Source organism: Novosphingobium malaysiense (assembly GCF_000802225.1).
Lineage (GTDB): Bacteria > Pseudomonadota > Alphaproteobacteria > Sphingomonadales > Sphingomonadaceae > Novosphingobium > Novosphingobium malaysiense.
Genome location: NZ_JTDI01000003.1, coordinates 1,322,348 through 1,344,633 on the forward strand (window position 1 = coordinate 1,322,348; position 22,286 = coordinate 1,344,633).

General features: G+C 61.6%; 17 protein-coding genes. 6 read left to right on the forward strand and 11 right to left on the reverse strand.

The window, feature by feature from the left end; all coding sequences use genetic code 11:
* Nucleotides 1-4 precede the first annotated feature (4 nt).
* The 8 genes from trbL to LK12_RS14235 form a co-directional block, all read right to left on the reverse strand.
* Nucleotides 5-1,309: a P-type conjugative transfer protein TrbL gene (gene trbL / locus LK12_RS14200; protein ID WP_039285421.1), complete on the reverse strand. Its 1,305-nt coding sequence runs from the start codon at nucleotides 1,307-1,309 to the stop codon at nucleotides 5-7.
* Between the two features lie 150 nt (nucleotides 1,310-1,459).
* Nucleotides 1,460-2,191 carry a P-type conjugative transfer protein TrbJ gene (gene trbJ, locus LK12_RS14205; RefSeq protein WP_039284899.1) on the reverse strand — a complete coding sequence of 244 codons (732 nt, stop codon included), beginning with the start codon at nucleotides 2,189-2,191 and terminating at the stop codon, nucleotides 1,460-1,462.
* Nucleotides 2,188-4,674 carry a conjugal transfer protein TrbE gene (gene trbE, locus LK12_RS14210; protein ID WP_039284901.1) on the reverse strand — a complete coding sequence of 829 codons (2,487 nt, stop codon included), beginning with the start codon at nucleotides 4,672-4,674 and terminating at the stop codon, nucleotides 2,188-2,190. The genes trbJ and trbE overlap by 4 nt, the downstream gene beginning before the upstream one ends.
* Before the next feature lie 19 nt (nucleotides 4,675-4,693).
* The gene (locus LK12_RS14215) at nucleotides 4,694-4,993 is read right to left on the reverse strand and encodes a VirB3 family type IV secretion system protein (RefSeq protein ID WP_039284903.1); all 300 of its coding nucleotides are present in this window, start codon (nucleotides 4,991-4,993) and stop codon (nucleotides 4,694-4,696) included.
* Nucleotides 4,990-5,322, reverse strand: coding sequence for a TrbC/VirB2 family protein (locus LK12_RS14220; protein ID WP_039284905.1), 333 nt, complete (start codon nucleotides 5,320-5,322; stop codon nucleotides 4,990-4,992). Before LK12_RS14220 ends, LK12_RS14215 begins: the two co-directional genes overlap by 4 nt.
* A gap of 4 nt (nucleotides 5,323-5,326) precedes the next feature.
* Nucleotides 5,327-6,340: a P-type conjugative transfer ATPase TrbB gene (gene trbB / locus LK12_RS14225; RefSeq protein ID WP_039284907.1), complete on the reverse strand. Its 1,014-nt coding sequence runs from the start codon at nucleotides 6,338-6,340 to the stop codon at nucleotides 5,327-5,329.
* The gene (locus tag LK12_RS14230; RefSeq protein ID WP_039284908.1) at nucleotides 6,337-6,768 is read right to left on the reverse strand and encodes a hypothetical protein; all 432 of its coding nucleotides are present in this window, start codon (nucleotides 6,766-6,768) and stop codon (nucleotides 6,337-6,339) included. The genes trbB and LK12_RS14230 overlap by 4 nt, the downstream gene beginning before the upstream one ends.
* Nucleotides 6,768-8,831 carry a conjugal transfer protein TraG gene (locus tag LK12_RS14235; protein WP_039284910.1) on the reverse strand — a complete coding sequence of 688 codons (2,064 nt, stop codon included), beginning with the start codon at nucleotides 8,829-8,831 and terminating at the stop codon, nucleotides 6,768-6,770. Before LK12_RS14235 ends, LK12_RS14230 begins: the two co-directional genes overlap by 1 nt.
* Before the next feature lie 171 nt (nucleotides 8,832-9,002).
* Here LK12_RS14235 and LK12_RS14240 point away from each other — a divergent pair, with 171 nt between their 5' ends.
* Nucleotides 9,003-9,257, forward strand: a complete 255-nt coding sequence (locus tag LK12_RS14240) for a hypothetical protein (RefSeq protein WP_039284912.1) — start codon at nucleotides 9,003-9,005, stop codon at nucleotides 9,255-9,257.
* A gap of 338 nt (nucleotides 9,258-9,595) precedes the next feature.
* Here the strand turns inward: LK12_RS14240 and LK12_RS25185 are convergent, their stop codons facing one another.
* The 3 genes from LK12_RS25185 to LK12_RS14255 all read right to left on the reverse strand — a co-directional run bounded on the left by LK12_RS25185 (nucleotide 9,596) and on the right by LK12_RS14255 (nucleotide 13,913).
* The gene (locus LK12_RS25185) at nucleotides 9,596-11,425 is read right to left on the reverse strand and encodes a YecA family protein (RefSeq protein WP_407938163.1); all 1,830 of its coding nucleotides are present in this window, start codon (nucleotides 11,423-11,425) and stop codon (nucleotides 9,596-9,598) included.
* Nucleotides 11,426-11,904: 479 nt separating this feature from the next.
* Nucleotides 11,905-13,017 (reverse strand): AlbA family DNA-binding domain-containing protein, encoded by a 1,113-nt coding sequence (locus LK12_RS14250; RefSeq protein ID WP_197063527.1) that lies wholly within the window; start codon nucleotides 13,015-13,017, stop codon nucleotides 11,905-11,907.
* 53 nt (nucleotides 13,018-13,070) lie between these two features.
* The gene (locus LK12_RS14255) at nucleotides 13,071-13,913 is read right to left on the reverse strand and encodes a hypothetical protein (RefSeq protein WP_039284916.1); all 843 of its coding nucleotides are present in this window, start codon (nucleotides 13,911-13,913) and stop codon (nucleotides 13,071-13,073) included.
* A gap of 301 nt (nucleotides 13,914-14,214) precedes the next feature.
* On the opposite strand from LK12_RS14255, the gene LK12_RS14260 reads away from it, so the two are divergent.
* The 5 genes from LK12_RS14260 to LK12_RS14280 all read left to right on the forward strand — a co-directional run bounded on the left by LK12_RS14260 (nucleotide 14,215) and on the right by LK12_RS14280 (nucleotide 21,822).
* The gene (locus tag LK12_RS14260; RefSeq protein ID WP_039284919.1) at nucleotides 14,215-15,042 is read left to right on the forward strand and encodes a hypothetical protein; all 828 of its coding nucleotides are present in this window, start codon (nucleotides 14,215-14,217) and stop codon (nucleotides 15,040-15,042) included.
* A gap of 331 nt (nucleotides 15,043-15,373) precedes the next feature.
* Nucleotides 15,374-15,805: a hypothetical protein gene (locus LK12_RS14265; protein ID WP_039284920.1), complete on the forward strand. Its 432-nt coding sequence runs from the start codon at nucleotides 15,374-15,376 to the stop codon at nucleotides 15,803-15,805.
* A 15-nt stretch (nucleotides 15,806-15,820) separates the two neighbouring features.
* Complete coding sequence (locus tag LK12_RS14270; protein ID WP_039284922.1) at nucleotides 15,821-17,143, forward strand: hypothetical protein; 1,323 nt, start codon at nucleotides 15,821-15,823, stop codon at nucleotides 17,141-17,143.
* A gap of 72 nt (nucleotides 17,144-17,215) precedes the next feature.
* The gene (locus tag LK12_RS14275) at nucleotides 17,216-20,446 is read left to right on the forward strand and encodes a hypothetical protein (protein WP_052223399.1); all 3,231 of its coding nucleotides are present in this window, start codon (nucleotides 17,216-17,218) and stop codon (nucleotides 20,444-20,446) included.
* Nucleotides 20,447-20,478: 32 nt separating this feature from the next.
* Nucleotides 20,479-21,822, forward strand: a complete 1,344-nt coding sequence (locus tag LK12_RS14280; RefSeq protein WP_039284928.1) for a hypothetical protein — start codon at nucleotides 20,479-20,481, stop codon at nucleotides 21,820-21,822.
* Nucleotides 21,823-22,286 lie beyond the last annotated feature (464 nt).

Here is a 22,286-nt window from a genome sequence, read left to right on the forward strand (position 1 = left end):
GCAATTACTCCCTTTCCTGGATGTCGGGGTTGGCGGAGGCCCCGCCGCGTTCACCGTCGCGCAGGGTGTGGATCGCGGCCTGGCGACGGTGACTTGCCGTCTGCGCAGCCTGGAGCTTGCGCGCCCACGCTGGCGCGGCATCGGCGGAGGCTGCTTGCGGAGATTCGGCCTGCGATGCTCTTGCGACGTCCCCTGCCCGCCATGCGGCCTGGCGCCCGGCCTCGGCGGCAGCGCCAAGACCAAGTCCCGAGCGGATGCGCGACGCAGCAGCGCTCTTCGCGGTGCTTGCCATTCCCCCGAGACCCGCGCGAAGGCTCGATAATCCCGCGGTCTCCTGACCAAGCGAGTAGGCGGCCGATGCGGCGGAACCCATGGCCGTACCGGCACGGACTGCTCCGAGGCCACCCGACACCATGCTGCGCGCTGCCGAGATCGCTCCGGCACCGCCCATGGCTATCCCACCGGCGGCAAGCGCGCTCGAGGCCATGGCTGAACCCGCGCCGAGCTGCGGGGCGCCTGCGACCAAGCCCGACGCGATGCTCGGGCCGAATATGCCGAGACCGAAGAGCGCAAGGCTTGCCAGCATCAGCGAGACGGCCTGGTTGATATCGGGGCCATTGGCGTCGATCGCGCTCGTGAACTGGTCGAAGTAGTTCGAGCCGATGCCGACGATGACCGCGAGCACCATGACCTTGATGCCGGACGTGATCACCGAGCCCAGCACGCGCTCGGCAAGGAACGCGGACCGGTTCCACAGCGCGAATGGCACGAGCACGAAGCCGGCAAGGCTCGTGAGCTTGAACTCGAGGATGGTGACGAAGAGCTGGACCGCGAGAATGAAGAAGGCGACGATGACGACGATCCAGGCGATCACCAGTACCGCGATCTGGACGAAGTTCTCGAAGAAGCCAACCGGCCCCACGAGGTCCGAAGCCTGCTGCAGGAGCGGCCAGGCCGCGGTGAAGCCGGTTGCCGCGAGCTTGCCCGGCCGCAGCAGGTCATCGGCCGTGATCGCGCTTCCCCCTGCCGTCAGGCCAAGCCCGGCAAACGAGCGGAAGATGATCCCGGACAGCGTCTGGAACCGGTTCAGGATCAGCGCGAAGGCGCCGACGTAGAGGACCTTCCTGATGAACCGGGCAAGGACGTCGTCCTCGCCGCCCATCGCCCAGAACAGCCCGGCAAGGGTGATGTCGATTCCGATGAGCACGCTCGTCAGGAACCTGACGTCCCCGCCCAGGAGACCGAAGCCACTGTCGATGTAGGCGATGAAGGCTGCAAGGAAGCCGTCGATGACGTTGAGGTCGGTCACGTCGCTTGTCCTGTCCTGCTCGAAAGGGTGTCGCGGGGCCGCGAAGGCCATGGGGGAAGAACCTTCGCGAGGCCCCGCGACGGAGCGGCCACCGGCTGGGGAGCGCGGAAAAGCCCGGCGCCGCTCCAAGGGATCACTGCGCTGTTCGCATCACTTCGGCGTGTAGGCCGTCCCGTCCCCGAGGAAGCGGATCGTCGCCTCGCGCGCCTCGCGTTCGGTCTGGCCGCGGCGCGCCTGTTCGATCGCATCGGCCCGGAACTGGGCAGCCATGAGCGTTTCGATCTGCATCTGCTGCTTGGCGGCGAGAGCGAGAAGCTGGTTCGTCGCCTGACCCGCCTGCAGCGCCCCTTCGGCGTCCTGGCTCTTCTGCGCCAGCGCCGTCAGCGTCTGGGTGTCGCTGCGCACGTTCTCGACGATCTGGCTTTGGAGCCCCATCGTCTGGCGGAACGAGGCCATGGCCGTGTCGAGGCGCGCCTTCGCAGAGGCAAGACGGGTATCGTGCTGCGCAAGCTGGCTGAAGCTGTCCGGAAACTGCGCGCGAAACTGGCTGTCGAGGTCCTCCACCCGAAAGTTCAACCCCTGGGCCTGGTCCATCAGCTGCTCGATCTGCTGAAGCTTCTGCTGCAGTTCCTGAAGCTGGGGGAAGTCGATGCGGGTGAGGTTCTTCGCCTGGTTGACCAGCATCTGCGCTTCGTTCTGCAGCGAGCGGATCTGGTTGTTGATCTCCTTGAGCGTGCGCGCAGCGGTGAGCACGTTCTGCGCGTAGTTGCTGGGATCGAACACGATGAAGGCCCTGGCAGGCGCGGCCGGCAGCGCGACCAGGGCAAGGAGCCCTGTCGTTGCGGTCGCGGACAGGAGGACGGACACAAGTCTGGTCTTCACGGGAGAACACTCCTTTTCTTCGGGGGGGATGGAGGCCGGGAATCGGGGGATGAGGAAACGGGCGCCGGGAAACCGGCGAGGAGACCGGCAGCCCAGTCGAGCCCCGCCTCGGCGAGGAACCGGGCCGCGAAATCCGCTTCCCCATGCGTGGCCAGCAGGGCATCGATGCGCTTCTGGCTGTCGGGATCGGAGGCGCCGCACAGGGCAAGGGCGACATCGCCCAGGCCAAGCTCGAAGAGCCGGTTGCCCCGGGCGGACTGGAGGTAATAGTGGCGCTTGGGCGCGGCGCGGCTGATCAGCTCGATCTGGCGTTCATTGAGCCCGAAGCGGGCGTAGGCCTCGCGCGACTGGGGTTCGATCGCCCGGTCGTTGGGGAGAAGAATTCGCTGCGGGCAGCTTTCGATCACGGCGGGCGCGATGGCGGAGCCTGCGATGTCGGCAAGGCTCTGGGTCGCGAACACGACCGCGACGTTCTTCTTGCGCAAGACCTTGAGCCATTCGCGGATCCGTGCCGCGAACAGTGGATGATCGAGGAAGACCCAGGCCTCGTCGAGAATGAGCAGCGTGGGCCGGCCGGTAAAGCGCTCCTCGAGGCGGTGGAAGAGGTAGGTCAGAACCGGCGCGACGGCGCTTTCCTGCCCCATCAGCGCCTCGGTCTCGAAGCACTGCACGTCGGCATGGGCAAGATCGTCCCCGGCCGCATCGAGCAAGGCTCCAAACGGACCTTCGAGCGTATAGGGCGCGAGCGCCGAGCGCAGCACCTGCGACTGCAGCAACAGGGAAAGGCCCGTCAGCGTGCGCTCCACGGCCGGCGCCGAGGCGAGGCTGGTCAGCGCGGACCACAGCGCCTCCTTGATCTCGGGCGTGACCAGCACCTTCTCGTGGGCGAGCAAGGCCGCGATCCATTCGGCAGCCCAGGCACGTTCCGCGGAACGGTCGATATGGCGCAGGGGCTGGAAGGCAAGCGTCTCCTCGCCCTCCCCGCCAAGACCCAGGGCGTGGTGCGTGCCGCCCATGGCAAGGACAGCGGCGCGGGCGGAAAAACCCTTGTCGAAAATGCAGACCTGGCTCCCCGGATAGCGCCGGAACTGCAGGGCAAGCAGCGCGAGAAGCACCGATTTTCCCGCCCCCGTCGGCCCGGCGATCAGCATGTGACCGACATCGCCCACATGACTAGAGAGACGGAAAGGGGTCGAACCGCTGGTGCTGGCATGAAGCAATGGCGGTCCGCCGAGATGCGCGTTTCGTGACGGCCCTGCCCAGACCGAGGAGAGCGGCATCAGGTGCGCGAGGTTCAGCGTGTGAACGAGCGGCTGGCGAACGTTGGCGTAGACATGGCCCGGTAGGCTCGAGAGCCAGGCCTCGACGGCATTGACGCTCTCTCGGATGACAGTGAAGCCTAGGCCGCCGACGACCCGTTCGATGGCGCGCAGCTTGTCCTCGACCCGGGAGCGGTCCTCGTCCGTCACCGTGATCGTCGTCGTCAGGTACCCGAAGGCAACGTGATCGCCCCCGAGTGCCTGAAGGGCGAGATCGGCATCGGCGGTCTTGTTGTCGGCGTCGGAATCGGTGAGCTGGACGGGCTGGTTGTAGAGGACTTCGCGCAGGAGCGCGGTGACCGACTTGCGCTTGTTGAACCACTGCCGCCGCAGCTTCGTCAGAGCCTTGGTCGCATCGGTCTTGTCGAGCGCGATGAAGCGGGTGACCCAGCGGTACGGCAGCCCCAGGTGATTGAGCGCGTCGAGGATCCCGGGCCGGCTGAGGTTCGGAAACCCCGTGATCGTGAGCGTGCGCAGATGCCGGTCGCCCAGCATCGGCTCGAGGCCCCCGGTCAGCGTCGTGTCGGCGAGAATGCCGTCGAGGTACATCGGCGTTTCGGGCACCGCGACAGGGTGCCGCCGGGCCGAGATCGCACTGTGAAGATAGGTCAGGGTTTCGGCATCGCCGAGCGGCGTAATCTCGGGCATGAAACCGGTGAGCAGGTCGAAGGCCCGGTCGGTTTCGGCGACGAAGGCGGCAAGCGCCTGGCGCCAGTCGCGGCCCTGCACGTCCTCGCTGCGTTCGATCAGGGTGCGCCCCGCCGCATCGACCTGATCGGGTGGAGGCAGGAACGTGAGCGTCAGGTAATAGCGGCTCTCGAAATGCGCGCCCGCACTTTCGAACGCGGCGCGCCGCTCCTGATCGACGAGCCAGGAGGCCGGGTCGGGAAACCGGCTTTCGGGATATTCGAGCGCCTCGCAGCGCTCGGCCTCGATGTGGAGCGCCCAGCCCGATCCGAAACGCCGCAGGACATTGTTGGCCCGCGCGCAGGCCGAGACCAGTTCGGCTTCGGTCGCGGATTCCAGGTCGGGTCCGCGGAAGCGCACGGTGCGCTGGAAGCTGCCGTCCTTGTTGAGGATCACGCCCGGCGCGATCAGCGCTGCCCAAGGGAGATGGTCGGCAAGCCGGTCGGCTCGCTGCCGGTATTCATGAAGGGCGAACATGGGATCGGGCCTCCCGGGGTCAGGCGCTGAGAACAGGCTTGTGGCGAAGGTGGCGGACCAGCACGGCCGCGAAATCGGGGTCGCGCCTTGCCGCGAAGACGGCGAGCGTGTGGCCGAGCATCCAGAACACCAGGCCAGCGAGCCATTGCTGGAGTCCCAGCCCGAGCGCCGCAGCGAGCGTCCCGTTGAGGATAGCGATCGCGCGCGGCGCACCGCCGAGCAGGATCGGCTCGACCAGGGCGCGGTGGAGCGGGGCCTCGAATCCGGCGGCGTGTTCACCGCCGCCGGAGCCGAAACGCGAAGACGCTGCCAAGGTCATGCGACCAGCGCTCCGCCGCCAAAGCTGAAGAAGGAGAGGAAGAAGCTCGAGGCGGCAAAGGCGATCGAGAGGCCGAAGACGATCTGGATCAGGCGCCGAAAGCCGCCTGCCGTCTCGCCGAATGCCAGGGTGAGGCCCGTCACGATGATGATCATGACGGCCACGATCTTGGCCACCGGCCCCTGGACGGACTCGAGGATCTGCTGGAGCGGCTCCTCCCACGGCATGCCGGAACCGGCCGCCCATGCGTTTGTCGAAAGGCCAAGGCTCAGCGCGAACGTGGACGCCACCAGGATCGACGAACGGCGGCGGCAGAAAGAGGTACGCATGGGGTCAGTCTCCTTTGCTGGGGGGAAGGACTTCGGGGGAAAGGCTGTGGAGGGCGAAGCCGCCGCCGGGCTCGAGCCCGGCCACATGCGCGATCGTCTCGACGCGCCGGCCAAGGCCGCGCCCGGAGATGAACACGACGAGATCGATGGCCTCGGCGATGAGCTGGCGCGGCACGGCCACGACCGCTTCCTGGACGAGCTGTTCAAGCCGGTAGAGGGCCGCCTCAGCCGAATTGGCATGCACGGTGGCGATGCCGCCGGGATGGCCGGTGTTCCAGGCCTTGAGCATGTCGAGCGCCTCGCGGCCGCGCACTTCGCCAACGACGATACGATCGGGCCTCAGGCGCAGGGTCGAGCGTACGAGGTCGGCCATGGTCACGCTGCCGGGCCGCGTACGCAGCGCGACGACATCGGGCGCCGCGCATTGCAGTTCGCGGGTATCCTCGATGAGGATCACCCGATCGTCGCGGCTCGCCAGTTCGGCGAGGAGCGCATTGGCAAGGGTGGTCTTGCCCGAGCTTGTCCCGCCCGCGATCAGCACGTTCCTGCGGGCCGCCACGGCCTCGCCGAGAACCTGCGCGGTCTCGTCCGCCATCAATCCGTCTGCGACGTAATCGGCGAGCCGGTAGATCCGCGCCGCGGGCTTGCGGATCGAAAAGCAGGGGCCGAGGCTGACCGGGGGCAGCACGCCTTCGAAGCGTTCCCCTGCGCCCTCCCCGTGCGGCGGCAGCTCGGCCGAGACAATCGGTGTCGCGGCATGGACCTCGGTCCGGGCATGACTGGCGACAAGCCGGATGATGCGTTCGATCTGCGCGGCATCGTAACGGGTTCCGGTATCGGCGCGCCCTTCCCCCAGGCGGTCGAGCCAGAGCGCTCCGTCGGGATTGACCATGATCTCGATGACGGCGCTGTCGGCAAGCGCAGTGGCAATGCCGGGTCCCATGGCGGTGCGCAGCATGGAACGGCGGCGCTCGGCGGACACGGTGGATGACCCGCAGGATGCAGGGACGTGGCTCATGAGCGAGGGTCCTTATGGTGATCGTCAGGTTCGCCCAGCGTGCGCCGGCCCGCGGCCATTGCCTCGCCGACACGGGCGACGAAGGCATTGAAGCGGTCGCGCCCGATGGCGCGCCCGGCGTCATCCGCTTCGGCGAGAGGCGCCTGGACCATGAGTTCATAGCGGATGAACAGCGCGAGGCTCTCGAGCAGGACATGTCCGTCACGCTCGATCCTGCCCAAAGCCATCGACATGCGATCAAGGCGCCGGGAAAAGCGGTTCTCAAGCTCGCTCGCAGCCTGCCGGTCGAGCCATGTGGTCAGGGCGTCGGCCAGGATCGCCGACTTGGTCGCGCCGGGCCTGGCGGCAAGCGCTTCCAGCCTTTGGCTGAGCTCGCGGGGCAGGAAGAGCTGATAGCGCACGCGATCGGGTTTCACAGGCGCTGCCATCAGAAGCTCGGCAGCGCGTCGTGACCGCGCCCTTCATTGATGGCGTGGGCCCGGGTAATCGCATTGGCCGGCTGGGCGCGGTCCATGACGCGCTTGTCCGAAGCGGGATCGGCATCGTCGGAATCGAAACCGAGCAGATCGAGTTGCACCGGCTTCGGGGGCTTTGCCGGTGCCTCCTGGGCGATCTCCGGCGCACGCTGCTGCTGCAGCCCGCCATCTTCCTCGGTCTTTTCTGAAGGTACCGTCCGGGAAAGCCGGACATCGGGCATGCGCAGCCGATCATGCCAGTCGTCGGAGCGAGGTTCGGGACGGTCGCGATAGCCGACTTCTCCCACCTGTGCCGGGTTCGTCGCTGCACGCATCCAGTCGAGGTTAGGCGGTGCCAGGCGGCGCGGCTTGAAGTTCTCGTCTTCGTAGTAGCGCAGCTTCTGCGCCCGGATCGGCGCCATCCCGGAGATGAGCACCAGTTCGTCCTGCGGGGGCAGCTGCATCACTTCGCCCTGGGTCAGGAGCGGACGTGCCGTTTCCTGGCGGCTGACCATGACGTGCGCGAGCCAGGGCGCGAGGCGGTGCCCGGCATAGTTGCGCATCGCGCGCTGTTCGGTCGCCATGCCGAGCGCATCGGAGATCCGCCGCCCGGTTCGCTCGTCGTTGGTCGCGAAGGCGACGCGCACGTGGCAGTTGTCGAGGATGCTGTTGTGCTCGCCATAGGCCTTTTCGATCTGGTTGAGGCTTTGCGCGATAAGGAAGGCACGCACGCCGTAGCCGGCCATGAAGGCGAGACTGGTCTCGAAGAAGTCGAGGCGGCCCAGCGCCGGAAACTCGTCGAGCATCATCAGGAGCTGGTGCTTGCGGGCACCCTTCCCTGCACCATCGAGCGTTTCGGTCAGGCGGCGGCCGATCTGGTTGAGCACCAGCCGGACCAGCGGCTTGGTACGGCTTATGTCCGAGGGCGGAATGACGAGGTAGAGCGAAACAGGATGATCGGCCTGCGTGAGATCGGCGATGCGCCAGTCGCAGCGCGAGGTCACCTGGGCCACCGTCGGATCGCGATAGAGCCCGAGGAACGACATCGCGGTCGAGAGCACGCCGGAGCGCTCGTTGTCGCTCTTGTTGAGCACTTCACGCGCGGCCGAGGCGACCACCGGATGGACCTGCGGATGGTTCCTGGTGCCGAGGTGATTGGTCGCCATCATCCGCTTGAGGGTTTCGGAGAACGGTCGCTGCGGATCGGAGAGGAATGTGGCGACGCGGGCCAGCGTCTTTTCTTCCTCGGCGTAGAGGACATGCAGGATGGCACCGACCAGCAGCGCGTGGCTGGTCTTCTCCCAATGGTTGCGCCTCTCGAGCGCACCTTCGGGATCTACGAGGATGTCAGCGATGTTCTGAACGTCGCGCACTTCATGCGTCCCGCGCCGAACTTCCAGCAAGGGATTGTACCGGGCGGAATTTGCGTCGGTGGGATTGAACAGCAGTGCATGGCTGAACCGCGCGCGCCAGCCTGCCGTCAGCTGCCAGTTCTCGCCCTTGATGTCGTGAATGACGGCGGAACCGGTCCAGCTCAGCAGTGTCGGCACCACGAGACCGACACCCTTGCCAGAACGTGTGGGCGCGAAGGCCATGACGTGTTCGGGGCCGTCATGACGCAGATAGCGGCCATTGAAGCGGCCCAGGAACACTCCGGCGTCGCGATGAAGGCCAGCACGCTCGATCTCGCGCTGCGAGGCCCACCGGGCTGAGCCGTAAGTCGTGACATCGCGCGATTGCCGGGCGCGCCAGAGCGAGCCTGCGATCGCTGAGGCGCAGCCAAGAAAGCCGCTGGCGCCGCCCAAAGCCCCTGCCTTGTCGAAGACCTTGGGTGCATAGGCGTTGTAGTGGAACCACCAGGGAAAGATCGCCCACGGCCGGTACACCGGATAGCCAATCAGCGTGAACCATGCTGGACCGAGCTGCGCCTGATAGCCGAGCATGGCGGCGGCCCACTGCGTTGCGGCCCAGATGCCCAGTACGACGATCGCGAAGACCAGCACTATCTGGCCGATGAGCAACTTCGTCGGTGTCATCGTCTCTGGCTCCTTCCGGCGGACGGGTCGTCCTCAGGAGCCGGAAGAGTCGCATCGGGGCGGCATGTCCGAACACTGCCTTTTCACCGCCAGTAGGTACCTTTTTACCGCCACTTTGCCTAACAAAGCGCAGAGATTGACTCTGTGTTCCTTATTTGTTCTACTTCACTCATGCTCCGAGTCGACGACGAGATTCTGTCCCTGCACCTCGAGGTCGCGCTCGCGACCGCTGCCCCTTCCCTGCTCATTGGCTTGTCGGATTCAGACCGGCGGCGACGCCACATGGCGATCGGTGAGATTGCCCGGCAGCTGGTTGAGCGGCTGCGCTGCTTCGACATCACCAGCGATCCTTCAGACAGTCGCATCCACGGCCACCCTTCCCTCTTCCCTCAAGACCTCGGCCCAATGGGAATCCACGGTGACTGAATTTTCGAAGATGCTCTGACATCTCTCGGCGGTGCGATGTCCGCTATGCCGGACAATCCGGAACGTCTCCTTTTAGGAGTGCGGATTGGGATAGCTGATGTTCCAGTCGGCGAACCAGCGTGTCAGCTTTGCGCCCCATATTGGTCGTAAGTTGACTTTCGACAGCGATCCGAAAGCGGACAGTGACAAGACGCAGGTAGATCGGTTGCTGAGGTAGACGTTCCGGAATGTCCGCTGCCCAGAGCATGACTGAGGCACCGCCATGATCGGCGGGCCTTTTCACCTTCAAACTCACTTCCGCGCGATGAGCTGTTCGCGCCGGACCGCGATTGCGCCAGTCACGGCCCGCAACACTTCTTATACTTGCGTCCACTTCCGCAGAAACAAGGATCGTTTCGACCGATCTTGCGCCGCGTTCGGGTGCGCTGAAAGCCCTCCAATTTTTTTGGAATGCGCGACCGGGCATCCGGCGGCAAATCGCGCGCGAGCTCCGCGCGAAGCGGGTCGTATTCCCATGGAAACGCCAGCGCGAGGCCGACCAGGGGCAAGCCATTTGCCGGGTCGACAAACAATCCGAACCAACGGTTGGCCTTGCAGGCATATTTGCGCGCTTCCACATGGGCTTCCAGCCGGTCACGAACCTGCCGTGGCGGTTCATAGCTGCTATGTACGGTCAATCCTTCGCCGCCCATTGCGAAGCTGAAGTCGTGCTGCCGCATGTCGGCGACCGTCTGAGTTGTGATCAAGCCTACGCCCTCATTATAAGCCTTAATCGAGTTACCGCTTGCTTCGAGCATATAGAGTGCCAAGTCGACCAGCGGCGGTTCGGGGCGTTCCTCGATGCGTTTCAGCATACCGTCGAATGCGGTCCCAGCGAAGGCCGTGAGCGGCCCCTTCGGCGTCTTCTCTCCGGCGATGCCGCGCCGCCTGGCCAGCATGGCGATCTCGATTGACCCGGTGATGTTGTCGTCCAGCATCATCCCGCCGATGTCTTCGCTGATCCAGAGATTTTGCCGGACATGACGAGCAAGCAGCACCAGTTCGTGAGAATAGATCAGTCGTTCTCCGAACCGGTCCCGCATCTCGCAATAGCCGAGAAACCGCACTGGACGATCGAGCAGTTCTGCAATGGCATCAAGGGCGAAAATATCGGTGACAATGGGCTGGGCGACGCGGTCGATGTTTCGCTTCTTCAGGAAGCGATCGGTCTGGAAAACCAATGAGGGATAGTGGTCGGAGACAAGGCAGATGGGGTAAATTTTCTGCGGTGAATGCCGAAGTGTTACGACCGTGCCGTCGGCGAGCGTGATTGACGTGCTCGGATCAAACAGCGCCTCGGCGCAGATCTGAGCCTGATCATACGCATCCTGCACCGCGCCTTGGAAGTCGCGTCGCAAACTGCGCTCGTTGCCCCTCCGCGCCTCGATCGTGAGCCGTTTCGACTTGGCCTGAACCAACAGGAGCCGACCGCCGAATTCGACAAGGATGTCGATCTCGCCGATCCGGTCGCCCTTCGCGCGGTCGAGATTGAGGCCACGATGCACATTCTCCCGGCCGAAGACATCTATCAGCCGCTGATGGGTGAAAGCTTCGGTGAAGTCGCCCCGATGTGTTGCCGCGGTCGCCCGATATGCCTTGTCCGCAAACATCCAATACATCGGAGCTTCGTAGAGCGCCTCGACCGGCGCATAATGCTGCAAGACCGCGTAGTGGTCATCATCGAGCATGATCAACGGCGTCGAGACGGCACGATTATAGTCGTTGAGCGCGATGAACTCAACGTTGTCGCCAAGCGGGGTCGAGAACGCCGCAATGATCGCTGCAGCCCGCTTCTCGGGCACTCCGCTGCGCGCGATCAGATCGGCTTTCGAGACGATAAAACCGGGAAGAAGCGACCAAGTCGACGGATCATCGCGGTCCGCTGTCTTCCATCGGTCAGTAACCTGTTCCTCGGTGAGGGCGAGGCACGCATCGATGATCGCCGCCGCGTCCTCGATCGCAAAACCGCGATTGGTTTCGAGCCAAGTGTTATCCGTCCTGTATTTGTCGATCGCGAAGTCGCGATACTGGAAGTTGAACGCGGACTCGCCACCATAGAAGATCGGTTCGCGAAGCGTTTCGGCCTTCCCGCGGACGGCTAGAAAATTCTCGAACCCATCGCCGAACATGGACCAGCTCAGCCGGCGGTGGAGCTCCTCGAGCAATGCCTCAACCCTCGCTAGGAGCGCCGCGGGATTGTCGGGCAACGAATCGAAGACCTCTATCCCACCTTGGATCATGTATCCGATCAACGTCGCGACCTCGGTACGGATTAGCCGTTTGAAGCCAAAGAGATGCGCCATATCTTCCGGCTTCATCTCGTCCTGGTAGAAAATGAAATTATCACGAACGATGACGTGCGCGACCACATGGGCGAAGCCGGGCGTCCGGCAGAGTTGCTGCAGCTCGGCGAGGATGTCGGCCTCTTCGCGCGGTGGTATCGCGGGTGGGGTCGCAGCGCGTACATCACGACGCTTGTCGCGTTGCGACTTGAGCCGGCGGCGTCCGTTCTTAGCCATATTGGGCCCTACTCGCCTGCGACTAGGGACACGGCGCCGCGACCGCGGTGATGATCTTGGTATTCGGACTGGAGGGACGTTCTCATTGGCTAGCCATACACCGAAGCCTGACGCACCCGGCGAAGGAAATCCGCGATTAATGTCTCGTCATCGACGAACGAAACGATCTGCGGCCGGAGCGTGCGAACGGTGGTTGTGTTCCGAAACCAGGCACCGAAGTTCTCGGTCTCCTCGAGTGATTGCAAGGCCAGGGTAACGGCGAATGGCCCTTCGATCTCCTGTTCCGTGAGGAACTCGGAGAGGTCCTTCAGGTAGCGTTTGACGCTCAGATCGAACTCGCGAAGCGCGAGCCGTCCTTCGCCACTCGTCTGATAAAGGGCAAACGAGGCGTGCGCGTGGATGAACCAGTCGTCACGAACGAACAGCCGTTCGATCCCACGCTGATTGAAGTCATGATTGAGGACTTGGTGCCCATCTTCGCAAACTTTGAACCAGCCTGGCGCGCCCTCACTGAAGCTCGGCGCCGACGATCGGACATGGTCTTCCTGCGTGAAAGGCCGCCGCAAATGATCGAAGTGATCGCGGGGAAGAATACCAATGCGAAGTGCTCGTCCCGGTGCGACTACGTTGTTGGCTGCCAGCCGTGCATCTTCTTCCGCGGTCAGTTCATCGAGGGTACGTAGCCAATGCAGTTCGTCGACGAACCGGCTGCGCAGCATCCCCGGATCGATAGGCAGATTCCTTACGCCCGATCGGATCAGATATCCTCCGGTCAGTCGGTTCATGAACGGCCCGGTCGGGTGGCGGGGTATCCGAATGTCGAGAATGAACCCGCCATCCATGTGAAGCGGAACCACTTCGACATCCGCAGGCGTCGGGGTGATGCCGTCTTGGATCAAAGTCTGAACCCGAAGCGTGAACTTGTCGGCGTTGTCGGTCATCGGGCGGAAGCCGTCGAAACGGCCATCTCGTTCTGCGACCCCAACAATTATGCGCGACGGGCCGCGGTTTAGGAACGCGACGACGTCATCGATCAAGCGCGTCTTGGTTTCTGGTTTGTTGAAGTCGATCTGCCGTTTGAAATCAAGATCCTGCCCTTCCTGAAGATCTCCACCTTCGATCTCCGAGATGCTCAAAGGGGTGATAACATTGCGACGACGCCGCGGTTCTTTCTGACCTTCAACGGTGGTAATCGTAATCACGAGACTTGGAGCTCCTTCAGTAATCGAGCCTTCGCTGCCGGCACTTCGCTGGGTTAAGGCCTTTCGATGTCGATATACTCCATCTCGATCGAGAATTGGCCCTCAATGACGGGCCGGAAGAAGTGCCACTCATCGGTCGCCGTGTCGGCTAGAAAGACATAGTCGGGCCAGTCGTCTCGCTCTGCGAGAGCCGCTTCGAGCGCCTCAGCAATGAAAATGTGATTGCTGAGTGCAACATCTGACCATTCGAGGATCAAGAAGGTCGCGTCTCCCTCCTGAGCACAGTCGTAGAGCTTGGGCAGCTTTTTCTTGAGTGCCGTCCGCATTCGCTCAAGGCGCAGATTCTCGACATCTTCTCCGACCGTTCGTGAAAGGAACAGAGCGCCATCGTGACGCCCGGATTCATTCCAGTGCACCCGCAGCGTCAGCTTCAGAGGAATCCCTTCGATCTCGTCAGAACGCGATCCGTGATATCCATTCGGGCGGTGGTGGCGATCCTTGCGTTCCGGGCACTCGTCATGAAGCTGCTTGCCTGCCTCCACGATCCAGGCCGAAAGCCTCTCGCGCAGTTCGGCGTGCGTTCGCCGATGCTTCCCCAAGGTTGGGTGAACAGGAAAAAGTAGCACGTACGTGCCCGGTTTTGGCATGTTGCCGTTGAGATTGGCTTCGATCTCCGCTGCCAGTTCGCCAAACTCTTTCCCCGTCTGGATCGCGAGAGGGAATGGCTCGACTAGCGTGTGCTCAATGGCAATGCGCCGGTCGCCCAATCGCAAACGCATCTCGACCGGCGGACCCGATCCATCCTTTTCCGGGTAAGTCACATTGGACCGAGTCACCTTGAACTCGTGCTCAAGCAGCCGGACCAAGGCTTCGCATAGTGCTTCTTCATTATTCATGCGACCAGCTAGCATGTCGCCGACGCAATCCCTATGAAGGTTAGCTTCGCGCGCGCGGCGAGGTCAATCGTCGTCACCATTCCCAGATCGATCGCGCGTCCGAACGCGGCGGCAAAGCGCAACCCGATTTGTCCGACGTGCGCTTGCCCAATCCCGTCGACCTGACGCTCTTCTCCGATGCGTGCCTCGTGCACGACGGCAAGTTCCGCGTCGAAGCCGTGAGCGCGGCCCTCCCATCGCTGGCGACCAGATGCTAACGGGCGATGGTGTCATCCTCTCGACGTGAAAGAATCCGCCCGCCGTGACCAATCCAGAAAACCTCTCGCCCCGGCTCGCCGCGCTCAAGGCCGATCTCGCCGCCCGCATCCCGACCCGGAACCAGACGGCGCAGACCGAGCTCGCGGCCAAGTCGCTGTCCGAGGTGATCATCCTTTACCTGTCCTGGCAGGCGCGGCTTATCCGCCCGCGCCCGCGCGACGTGGTGATCTGGCCCGAGGTCACGGCCTCCAGCCATTATCCGGCCTACGCCGCCGAAATCGCGAACATCGAAGCCGCCTTCCGCGTCGGCGACGATATGAATCCCTATCTCTCGACCCAGGTTCGGACGCACGCCTATGCGGCCGAACTGCCACCTCCCACGGCGGCGTTGTCGAACGACGAATGGGTGAAACGAAACTGGCGCGGCAAAGACCGGATGCGCGTCACCGTCGATGCTCACCATTTGCATCTCGGCGGCAAGCAGGCCGATGGCAGTGTGGCCCGTTCGGGACCATTGCTGTTCGCCGGCATCACGCCCGATCAAGCATTCTTCCTGACGATCGGCGACCACGACAGTTTCGACGACGGCACTGTCTCGGGCATCATGCACGACAAGCTCGACGCCTATCTCGCATCGCAAGGGGGCGGTGCGATGCTCGGAGGCCCGATGATCACGCTCGGCGGCACGCAAGTGAAGGACGTCAGGCGCGCGGACAGCATCATGAAGACGCTCCGCAAGCTCGACGACGCACTCGACAATCATGCCGAGTCTGACGTGAATGCCAGTGTCATCCGGCTCGAATGGGATGATATTGTGGCGACCAACGACACGAGCGGGCAAGAGTTCGCGCGGATCAAAGGCCAGCTCTAAGACGCCACAAGATGCCCATCGCAATATTTCGAAGCTCAACGCGACTGTATGCGATGGTAAACTACAGATGGCGTTGGCGATTCGGTCCGTGACCCGCTGTCACGCGATAAATCCGCCGCCACGTGAACGTCTCGCAGGGTGATCGGGCTTCGCAGATGTTTGGGACGGGGCGGCAGGCGGCTCTGCGGCAGTATTCCGGCCGACAAACTGCTGGTGACCCCGCCGCCCCATGCCTTCTTTGGGCTCTTTCGGGGAAGCGCAAGGCGCTAAAATCGCAATTGTTACCTAAGGCTTGCGGGAAGTGGGGGGCTTGCACCAAATATGCGGCGCAATGAAAAACTCCTACGAAACCGCCAAAGCGTTCGCACTTGATTTCGGGCGGACGGAATATGCGCTCAAGCGCTCCGGCTATATTCGAAAGAACAAGGACGTCGCCGAGGCGGACTGGGACTCATTCGCCAGCGATCTCGGCGCGGATTTTTTCGCGCATATAGTCGAGAAGGCGATCGCCAAGACGCTCATTGGCGATCCACCGCGTCGACTGATGGCAGACATGACTTGGTCACCAGAGAAAACCTCGCCGCTCACCAACGTGCACGAGTTGATAGTTCAAGGCGTATGTCGCGTGCGGAATAGCTTTCTTCACGGAGAAAAATTCACAGGCGGACCAGAGGGGCAGTGGGATCGCGACCTTGCGCTGGTCAAAGAGGCGCACGCCGTGCTGACGGAAGCGATGGCCTGCGGGCACCTCACGCACAATTGAGCAAGGGTACGGTGAATGCGCTTCACAAAATCCGAAGGGCTGACTGAGTCCGAAGTGCTTCTTGCCTCGCTATGCGAGCAATCGTTCTTTGCGCTGTGGACATACCCAAATCTGTTCAAGAAGGCCGCGAAGGAAATGATCGACCTCATGGTCGTCTTTCGCAACGACGTCCTCCTCTTTTCGGACAAAAGCTGCGCCTATCCAGAAACGGATAATCCCGAACTGGATTGGAAGCGTTGGTATTCGCGTGCCATCGCAAAATCTGCCCATCAGGTGCAACAGGCCGAACGCTGGCTTCGAAATCAGCCGACCCGCATATTTCTCGACGCCAAGGCAACGGAACCGTTGCCCATCGACCTGCCACCTCCTGACACTCTCAAAATTCATCGTATTTGCGTCGCGACAGGTGCAGCGGGACATTGCCGCCGCGTAACCGGTCAGCCGATGCTCGGATTGGATTTTACCGCCACAGGCGACGAGGCGCCACTCCGCATCGGAACCGTGCCCGAAGCACACGGCTTCCTTCACGTCTTCGATGCAGAATCACTCGCCTTGGTGATGCGAGAGCTCGATACCATCAGCGACTTTGTGGAATATCTCGATGCAAAAGCCGATCTTGTGGCGGGAGGCAAATTCAAGGGGGCGCCGACGGAAGCGGACTTGCTAGCCTATTATCTCCATCATGGCCGCACATTCCCCGACGCCCAGCAGGATTTCGTCCTTCAACCAAATCTCTGGCGACAGGTGGAAGCACAGCAGCCGTTTCGGGAAGGCCGCGAACTCAACCGCCGCCATCGTCTGTGGGACCGGCTAATCGATCGCGTGACCCGGCTCTATCTTGCCGAGGAACTCCAGTTCGGCAACGAAACGACAATGGCAGACCATGAGCGCCTCGTTCGGGTCATGGCAAGCGAAAGCCGGTTCTACAGACGCATCCTGTCACAGGCGATCGAGGATCGCGCCGAGCGAGCGCGCGGCGGCTGGATCGGGTCCATTCTTCCATCCCAGGATCCGAATGTCCTCTACGTGTTGCTGATGGGGCCTGGCGCGCGCCGCGACCAATATGAAGAGTACCGAACGCAGCGGTCGCAGGAACTGGTTCTTCGTTGCTACGCCGCGAAGGCTGCTCGCCTGCAAGCACGCTTCATTGTCGGCATCGGCCTTGATGCCCCCGGCGGCGATGGATCGTCGGAAGATCTGGTTTATCTCGACACCGATGATTGGACCGCGGAGGAGGCGCAAAAAGCCGAGGATATTCGCCGCGACCTTGGTTATTTCGTCGAAGGCAAGATGCAGGAGCAGCTGTTGGACGTCGAGGAGTATCCAGGTTCGTCTTGATGACAGGGTAATGCCCCGATCCGGTTGCCAGTAGCATGGACGTACGCGCGAACCTGTTCTAATCTTGTTCCCATGGCGAGCACTTCAGCCCCGACTGATTGCGACGATGATACTCACGGCATCCTGCCGTCCCAGTTCCTGCGGGAGAGGCGGCCAGAAATCTATTCCGACACCGCCGGTCGGACGGACTATGAGCTCGACAGAGCGGTCTTCGATCATCACCTTGAGACCCTGACCCGGCGTAACCAGACTCACGGCTTCGAGATTTTTTGCAGAAAACTCTGCGAGCGCGCGATCTGTCCTAACCTTAGAGCGCAAACCGGTCCAGATGGCGGCGGCGACAGCAAGGCCGATGGCGAGAGCTTTCCCGTCGCCGACGAACTCAGCAATATCTTCTTCGAGGGCGAAGCCAATTCGGGCCGCGAACGCTGGGGCTTTGCATTCAGTGCGAAGGGGGAGTGGAAGCGAAAGATTCGCGAGGATGTCGACGGGCTCATAAAGACCGGTCGCAGCTATGATCGCATCATTTGCGTGACGAGCCAGTATATCAAATCGAAGGCGCGCGCGGCGCTTGAAGACGAGCTTTCACAAAGCACCGGTGTTCCGATCACGATCCACGACCGCACCTGGGTCATCGAGCAGGTTCTCGACCATGGGCGCAAGGACCTTGCTTATAATTATCTCGGGGTCGGCAAGGAAATCACCGACGAGAGCAAGCTTGGCCCGACCGACTATTCCCGCCTGCAGCAACTTGAAGAAATCGAACGAGACCTGGCTCGTGCGGCTTCCGGGCCGGGGATCGGCCGCGATCATGTTCTTGACGCCCTCGTCGCGGCAAAGCTGTCGCGTGGAGTGGAAAAGCCCAAGGTCGAGACTGACGGGCGGTTCGATCGCGCGATCCGTCTCGCGGACAAGTATGGCAACCTCCATCAGAGGGTGGAAGCTCGGTACGAGCGCATCTGGACGGCGGTCTGGTGGTACGACGATTTCGCCTTTCTCAACGATGAGTTTGACGCAATTGCAGCGCTCTCCAGCGAAGCCTCGCACGCGCGAACGCTCGGATTTCTCGTCAACCTGGGCCAACTTCTGTTCACTGCGGTCCTCCACGGACACGCGGGCCGGCAAGCCATTCAGCTCGACAAGCGCATCGCTAGGATCACCGAGCTGCTGACGCCTATGGGCGAAGACGGCGAGCGGCCGAACAACCAGCTCGAGGCCGACGCAGCACTGCTACACATCGAAATGAACTGGGCGGCGATGAGCAGGGACGCCGATGCGCTGACCGCCATTTGGCGCGGCTACGCCGACATTATCGATCGAGCCAAAGGGCTCGGAGAGTTCGATGCGGAGCGTGTCGCAAATCTGATTGAGGCCGCGGAGGCGGTGGCCGGAGACGATCCCGCTTACGCGGAATTGATCGACAAACTCGCGGATTTCGTGGCGGAGCGTAAAGGTGAGTCGCAAGGGGCTTTACTCCTGCTGCGCCGCGCGAAGAAGCTTGAGCTGACCAGGCATTTCGAGATGATCAGGCTGCTCTCGAAAGCCGTCCTGCATCTCACCAAGAAGGAACACAGCCACAGTCTCGAAGATGCACTGTCTCATCTGGCGATCGCGTATCGCAGTGCGGGGTTGTCTTGGGCAGCACGAGCGACCTGCATCTTCGCTATCTCCACCATGTTGATCGAGGTCGAAGAAGGCGACCGACTTCCGCTCCGTTTTGGCGTTTTGCTGAAGATCTGGATCAGCCTGTCCATTGACCTTCGCCATTATCCAGACATCGCCGTCGCGCTTCCCCTGCTCAAGGGGGTGGTCGCAGGACTTCCTTATAGCGACGAAGCGCGCGCGCAATTTGGCAAGCAGATCGAAGAATTCGAAATCAGCGCTGGCAGTCAGATACTGAACCTGTCGGATGACGAACTGGCTCGCCTCGCCGAGTGGCCGGATGTGCTCGAGCAGAACGAGATATTCCTTGTGCGTACGGCGTTGCTGTACGCACTCGGCTATGAGGACATCCTTCGCGGTGATGGTAGCATTCCCGAAGCCGAGACGGCCGAAGGTGTGGCGCAAAAGTTCTCAGTGATGCTCAGCCAGCCGATCGGGTCACAAAGGCCCGAGAATAGCCCGATCCTCAATGAGACGAGCAAGACCCAGCGCTTCACCACACGCATATTGGGCATGATGGTCGATGTCCGTACGCCTGGAAGTGACAACGGCATTCTGGTTGCCGAAATGTTGTTGAGCAGCCTCGAAGCCTTCCTCGCGACCGCGATCGAGCATCGGATCATGCCGCATGCCGAGCATTTCACGATCGAAGTGTCAGAGGACGATACGTGCGAACAGCCTGCATTCTCGATCGATCGTGACCATATGGTGGGCTCGCTTCAATGGCCCACATCATTGCCGCCAACGCGGTTTAGCGAACAAGCGATCATCCGCGATCTCTGGCCGAGCATCGCCGCGCAGCTTCTGGATGCGACCTGCATCGTTCCTGACGTCGAGAACGTCCTGACGGCCTTGACGCGCGAGGAACGGGCGATCGATCGGATGACAATCGCGACCACGTCGCCAAACAGCTATCATCGCGTATTCTCCCGATACCTCACGCGCGTGTCCGATCTCGTCGAGACGGACTGTCGGCCATATCCTCCGCGAACACGACCCAAGATCGAACGCATCGACATCGAGGGCCTGGTGGCAAAGCAATCTGGAAAATCGCGAGACGAGCTTCGCGAGCGTGAACCGCGCGGCGAGAGCCACCGAGATTATGGTATCCGCACCGTCATCGATCTCCATCTTTGGGACGCGGCAAACTGGCGCGGCGCAGGGTTCCTTGGAAACGAGGAAGGATATCCGCCGTTCTACGCGCTGCTGTTTGAGGACGAAGCAGCTGCAACCAAGATATTTGCACGGTGGCGCGAGCGCATTGGACCCTATGACGAAAGTGACATCATCCGCCTCTCAATCATCCGGCGAATACCGAACATCGATCACTTTCATTACTCGATCCAGATTAGCGCGAACCCTGACCGCGCAGAGATGGAATCCGGCCGAATTGTCGGATTCACAGCACGGTCGCTCGTGACGGAAGCCACGAGCGACCGCAATCTAGATACGTTCTTGGAGTTGTATCGTCAGTTCGGCGCCTACTATCTCATTCCCGCCATCTGGAACGATGGCATGGATGAGCCCCGTTTCCTCATCAATCTTCCGGTCCTGAAGCGCGCCCTTAATGTCTACGAAGCGGCAGACCTCACCGACCAGCACATCGAGCTGATGGCAGTGAAGCAAGCGCAGGAACGATAGGCGCTGACGGCTAGGCGCCCAATATCATTGAAATGGTCGAGCTTCTCAAGCAATTGAGCAATCGCGAGATTGCTACACTCATCTGGATCGGGCTTTTCTTGATCTGGATGCTAGCGATGCCGAAGATTCGGCAATCGCTAGGCGGCGTTGTCAAAGCCTTCTGTCAACCGGTCATTCTCAGGGTGGTCGCCATAGCGGCGCTCTACATCATGGGCACAATCTGGTTGCTGCATTGGCGCGGCATCTGGACGACCGATTTCATCTACTCGATCCTCACCTGGGCAATCACATTCGCACTGGTAGCAATGTTCGAGGCGCATAAGCTGGCGTCAGACAAGCGGCACATGGGCAAGATCATTCGAGACGTCATAAACGTCACGGCAGTGCTCATCTTCATTATCGAACTGCATAGTTTCTCGCTTGTAGTCGAGTTGGTCGCGCTTCCGGTCCTGACCTTCATCACGCTGATGCACGAGATGGCGAAAATGAAGGAGGAACACGCGGCAGTCGAAAAACTGCTCGGTGCGATCCTCGCGATCGTAGGCCTGTCTTATCTCGCCCTCAGCCTCTGGCAGACATGGACGGGATATGAGGATATCAATGGGCTCGATACACTTCGCGCCTTCATAATCCCGATCCTTCTCTCGCTGCTGTTTCTCCCGTTTCTGTTCGGCCTTGGTGTCTACATGACCTATGAGAGGATCTTCGCCAGCCTGTCGCTCTGGATAGATAAGAATCTCCTAAAGTACTCTAAGCGGCAGGCTGCCATCAGGTGTCGCACCAATCTCGACTACCTCGAACGCTGGCAAAGGGTCATGCAGCGCGAGCGCCCCGAAACGAAAGAGGTGATACGTAAACTCTTCAAAGATGTAGAAGCGGTTCTGAAGCGCGAGAAGTCGCCGCCTGAAGTCGACCCGAAAGATGGTTGGTCGCCGTGGTCAGCAAAAGACTTCATGCAGGTCTTCGATCTCGAAACGCGAGATTATCATCAGGGGTATGAAGGAAGATGGTTCGCAGAAACCAACCTCAAGCCTATTGGCACGGGATTCCCTCGGAACAACATCGCTTATTACATTGAGGGCGAAGCGAGTTGTGCAAAGCAGCTCAAGCTGAAACTGAACGTCAATGCGCCGGACGGTGATGGCGAGGCGCGAGCGTTGTTTGCGCAGGCGGCGCTTTATCTCCTGCTCAAGGCGAGCAATTCAGCGCCGACCAAGCAGATCGAGCGAAAGATCGAGGCGCTTGGAGATTTTGAACTCGCGAGAGCTCCACACACGATTTCGCTCAAGAAAGACGACTGGTCGCGCGGGACGCGGCCCGAATATGATCTCGTGTTCAAGATCGAGATGAAGACTAGTGACAGCTGCCAAGTCTGAGAACATCTGCCATTTGAGTCGTGAGCCGAATGGCAGCTTTTCAGCTTCGATCTGTTAGAAGCCGACAGTCTGCAAAGGCCCAGTTTCAGCCAAATCCGCCGCATGAATGTAGGGCAGGTTTCAACGAACTAACTCGAAGCAGGGAATGACGGCTCTGTCGGCGGCTGCCGACCCAAGTCGCGCCGTTCCGATGCGGTCGCTGGAATGTCCGCTGACGCCGGAACTGGTCATTCGCAACCGGGGTAGCGGCGCGCCCGCTCATGCTGCTCGGCGGTTAAATCGTCACACTTGGAAGTGGACATTCGAAGCCGGACATCCCAGGTCCATAGGAAGGAAGGAAGGAAGGAAGGAAGGAAGGACTGGGCCTATCCAGACCGTCCTCTCCGGATCACTTCAACTTGATTTCGGACATCGTGCCGGAGCAAAGTTGACGTCCGTTGGCGCCGCTAGAACGGACGTTTAGC

Coding starts and splice junctions, on each gene's coding strand:
- trbE (WP_039284901.1), bottom strand. CDS start 4,674: ATGTTCGCCCTTCATGAATACCGGCAGCGAGCCGACCGGCTTGCCGAC.
- LK12_RS14215 (WP_039284903.1), bottom strand. CDS start 4,993: ATGACCTTGGCAGCGTCTTCGCGTTTCGGCTCCGGCGGCGGTGAACAC.
- LK12_RS14220 (WP_039284905.1), bottom strand. CDS start 5,322: ATGCGTACCTCTTTCTGCCGCCGCCGTTCGTCGATCCTGGTGGCGTCC.
- trbB (WP_039284907.1), bottom strand. CDS start 6,340: ATGAGCCACGTCCCTGCATCCTGCGGGTCATCCACCGTGTCCGCCGAG.
- LK12_RS14230 (WP_039284908.1), bottom strand. CDS start 6,768: ATGGCAGCGCCTGTGAAACCCGATCGCGTGCGCTATCAGCTCTTCCTG.
- LK12_RS14235 (WP_039284910.1), bottom strand. CDS start 8,831: ATGACACCGACGAAGTTGCTCATCGGCCAGATAGTGCTGGTCTTCGCG.
- LK12_RS14240 (WP_039284912.1), top strand. CDS start 9,003: ATGCTCCGAGTCGACGACGAGATTCTGTCCCTGCACCTCGAGGTCGCG.
- LK12_RS25185 (WP_407938163.1), bottom strand. CDS start 11,425: ATGTTCGGCGATGGGTTCGAGAATTTTCTAGCCGTCCGCGGGAAGGCC.
- LK12_RS14255 (WP_039284916.1), bottom strand. CDS start 13,913: ATGAATAATGAAGAAGCACTATGCGAAGCCTTGGTCCGGCTGCTTGAG.
- LK12_RS14265 (WP_039284920.1), top strand. CDS start 15,374: ATGAAAAACTCCTACGAAACCGCCAAAGCGTTCGCACTTGATTTCGGG.
- LK12_RS14270 (WP_039284922.1), top strand. CDS start 15,821: ATGCGCTTCACAAAATCCGAAGGGCTGACTGAGTCCGAAGTGCTTCTT.
- LK12_RS14275 (WP_052223399.1), top strand. CDS start 17,216: ATGGCGAGCACTTCAGCCCCGACTGATTGCGACGATGATACTCACGGC.
- LK12_RS14280 (WP_039284928.1), top strand. CDS start 20,479: ATGGTCGAGCTTCTCAAGCAATTGAGCAATCGCGAGATTGCTACACTC.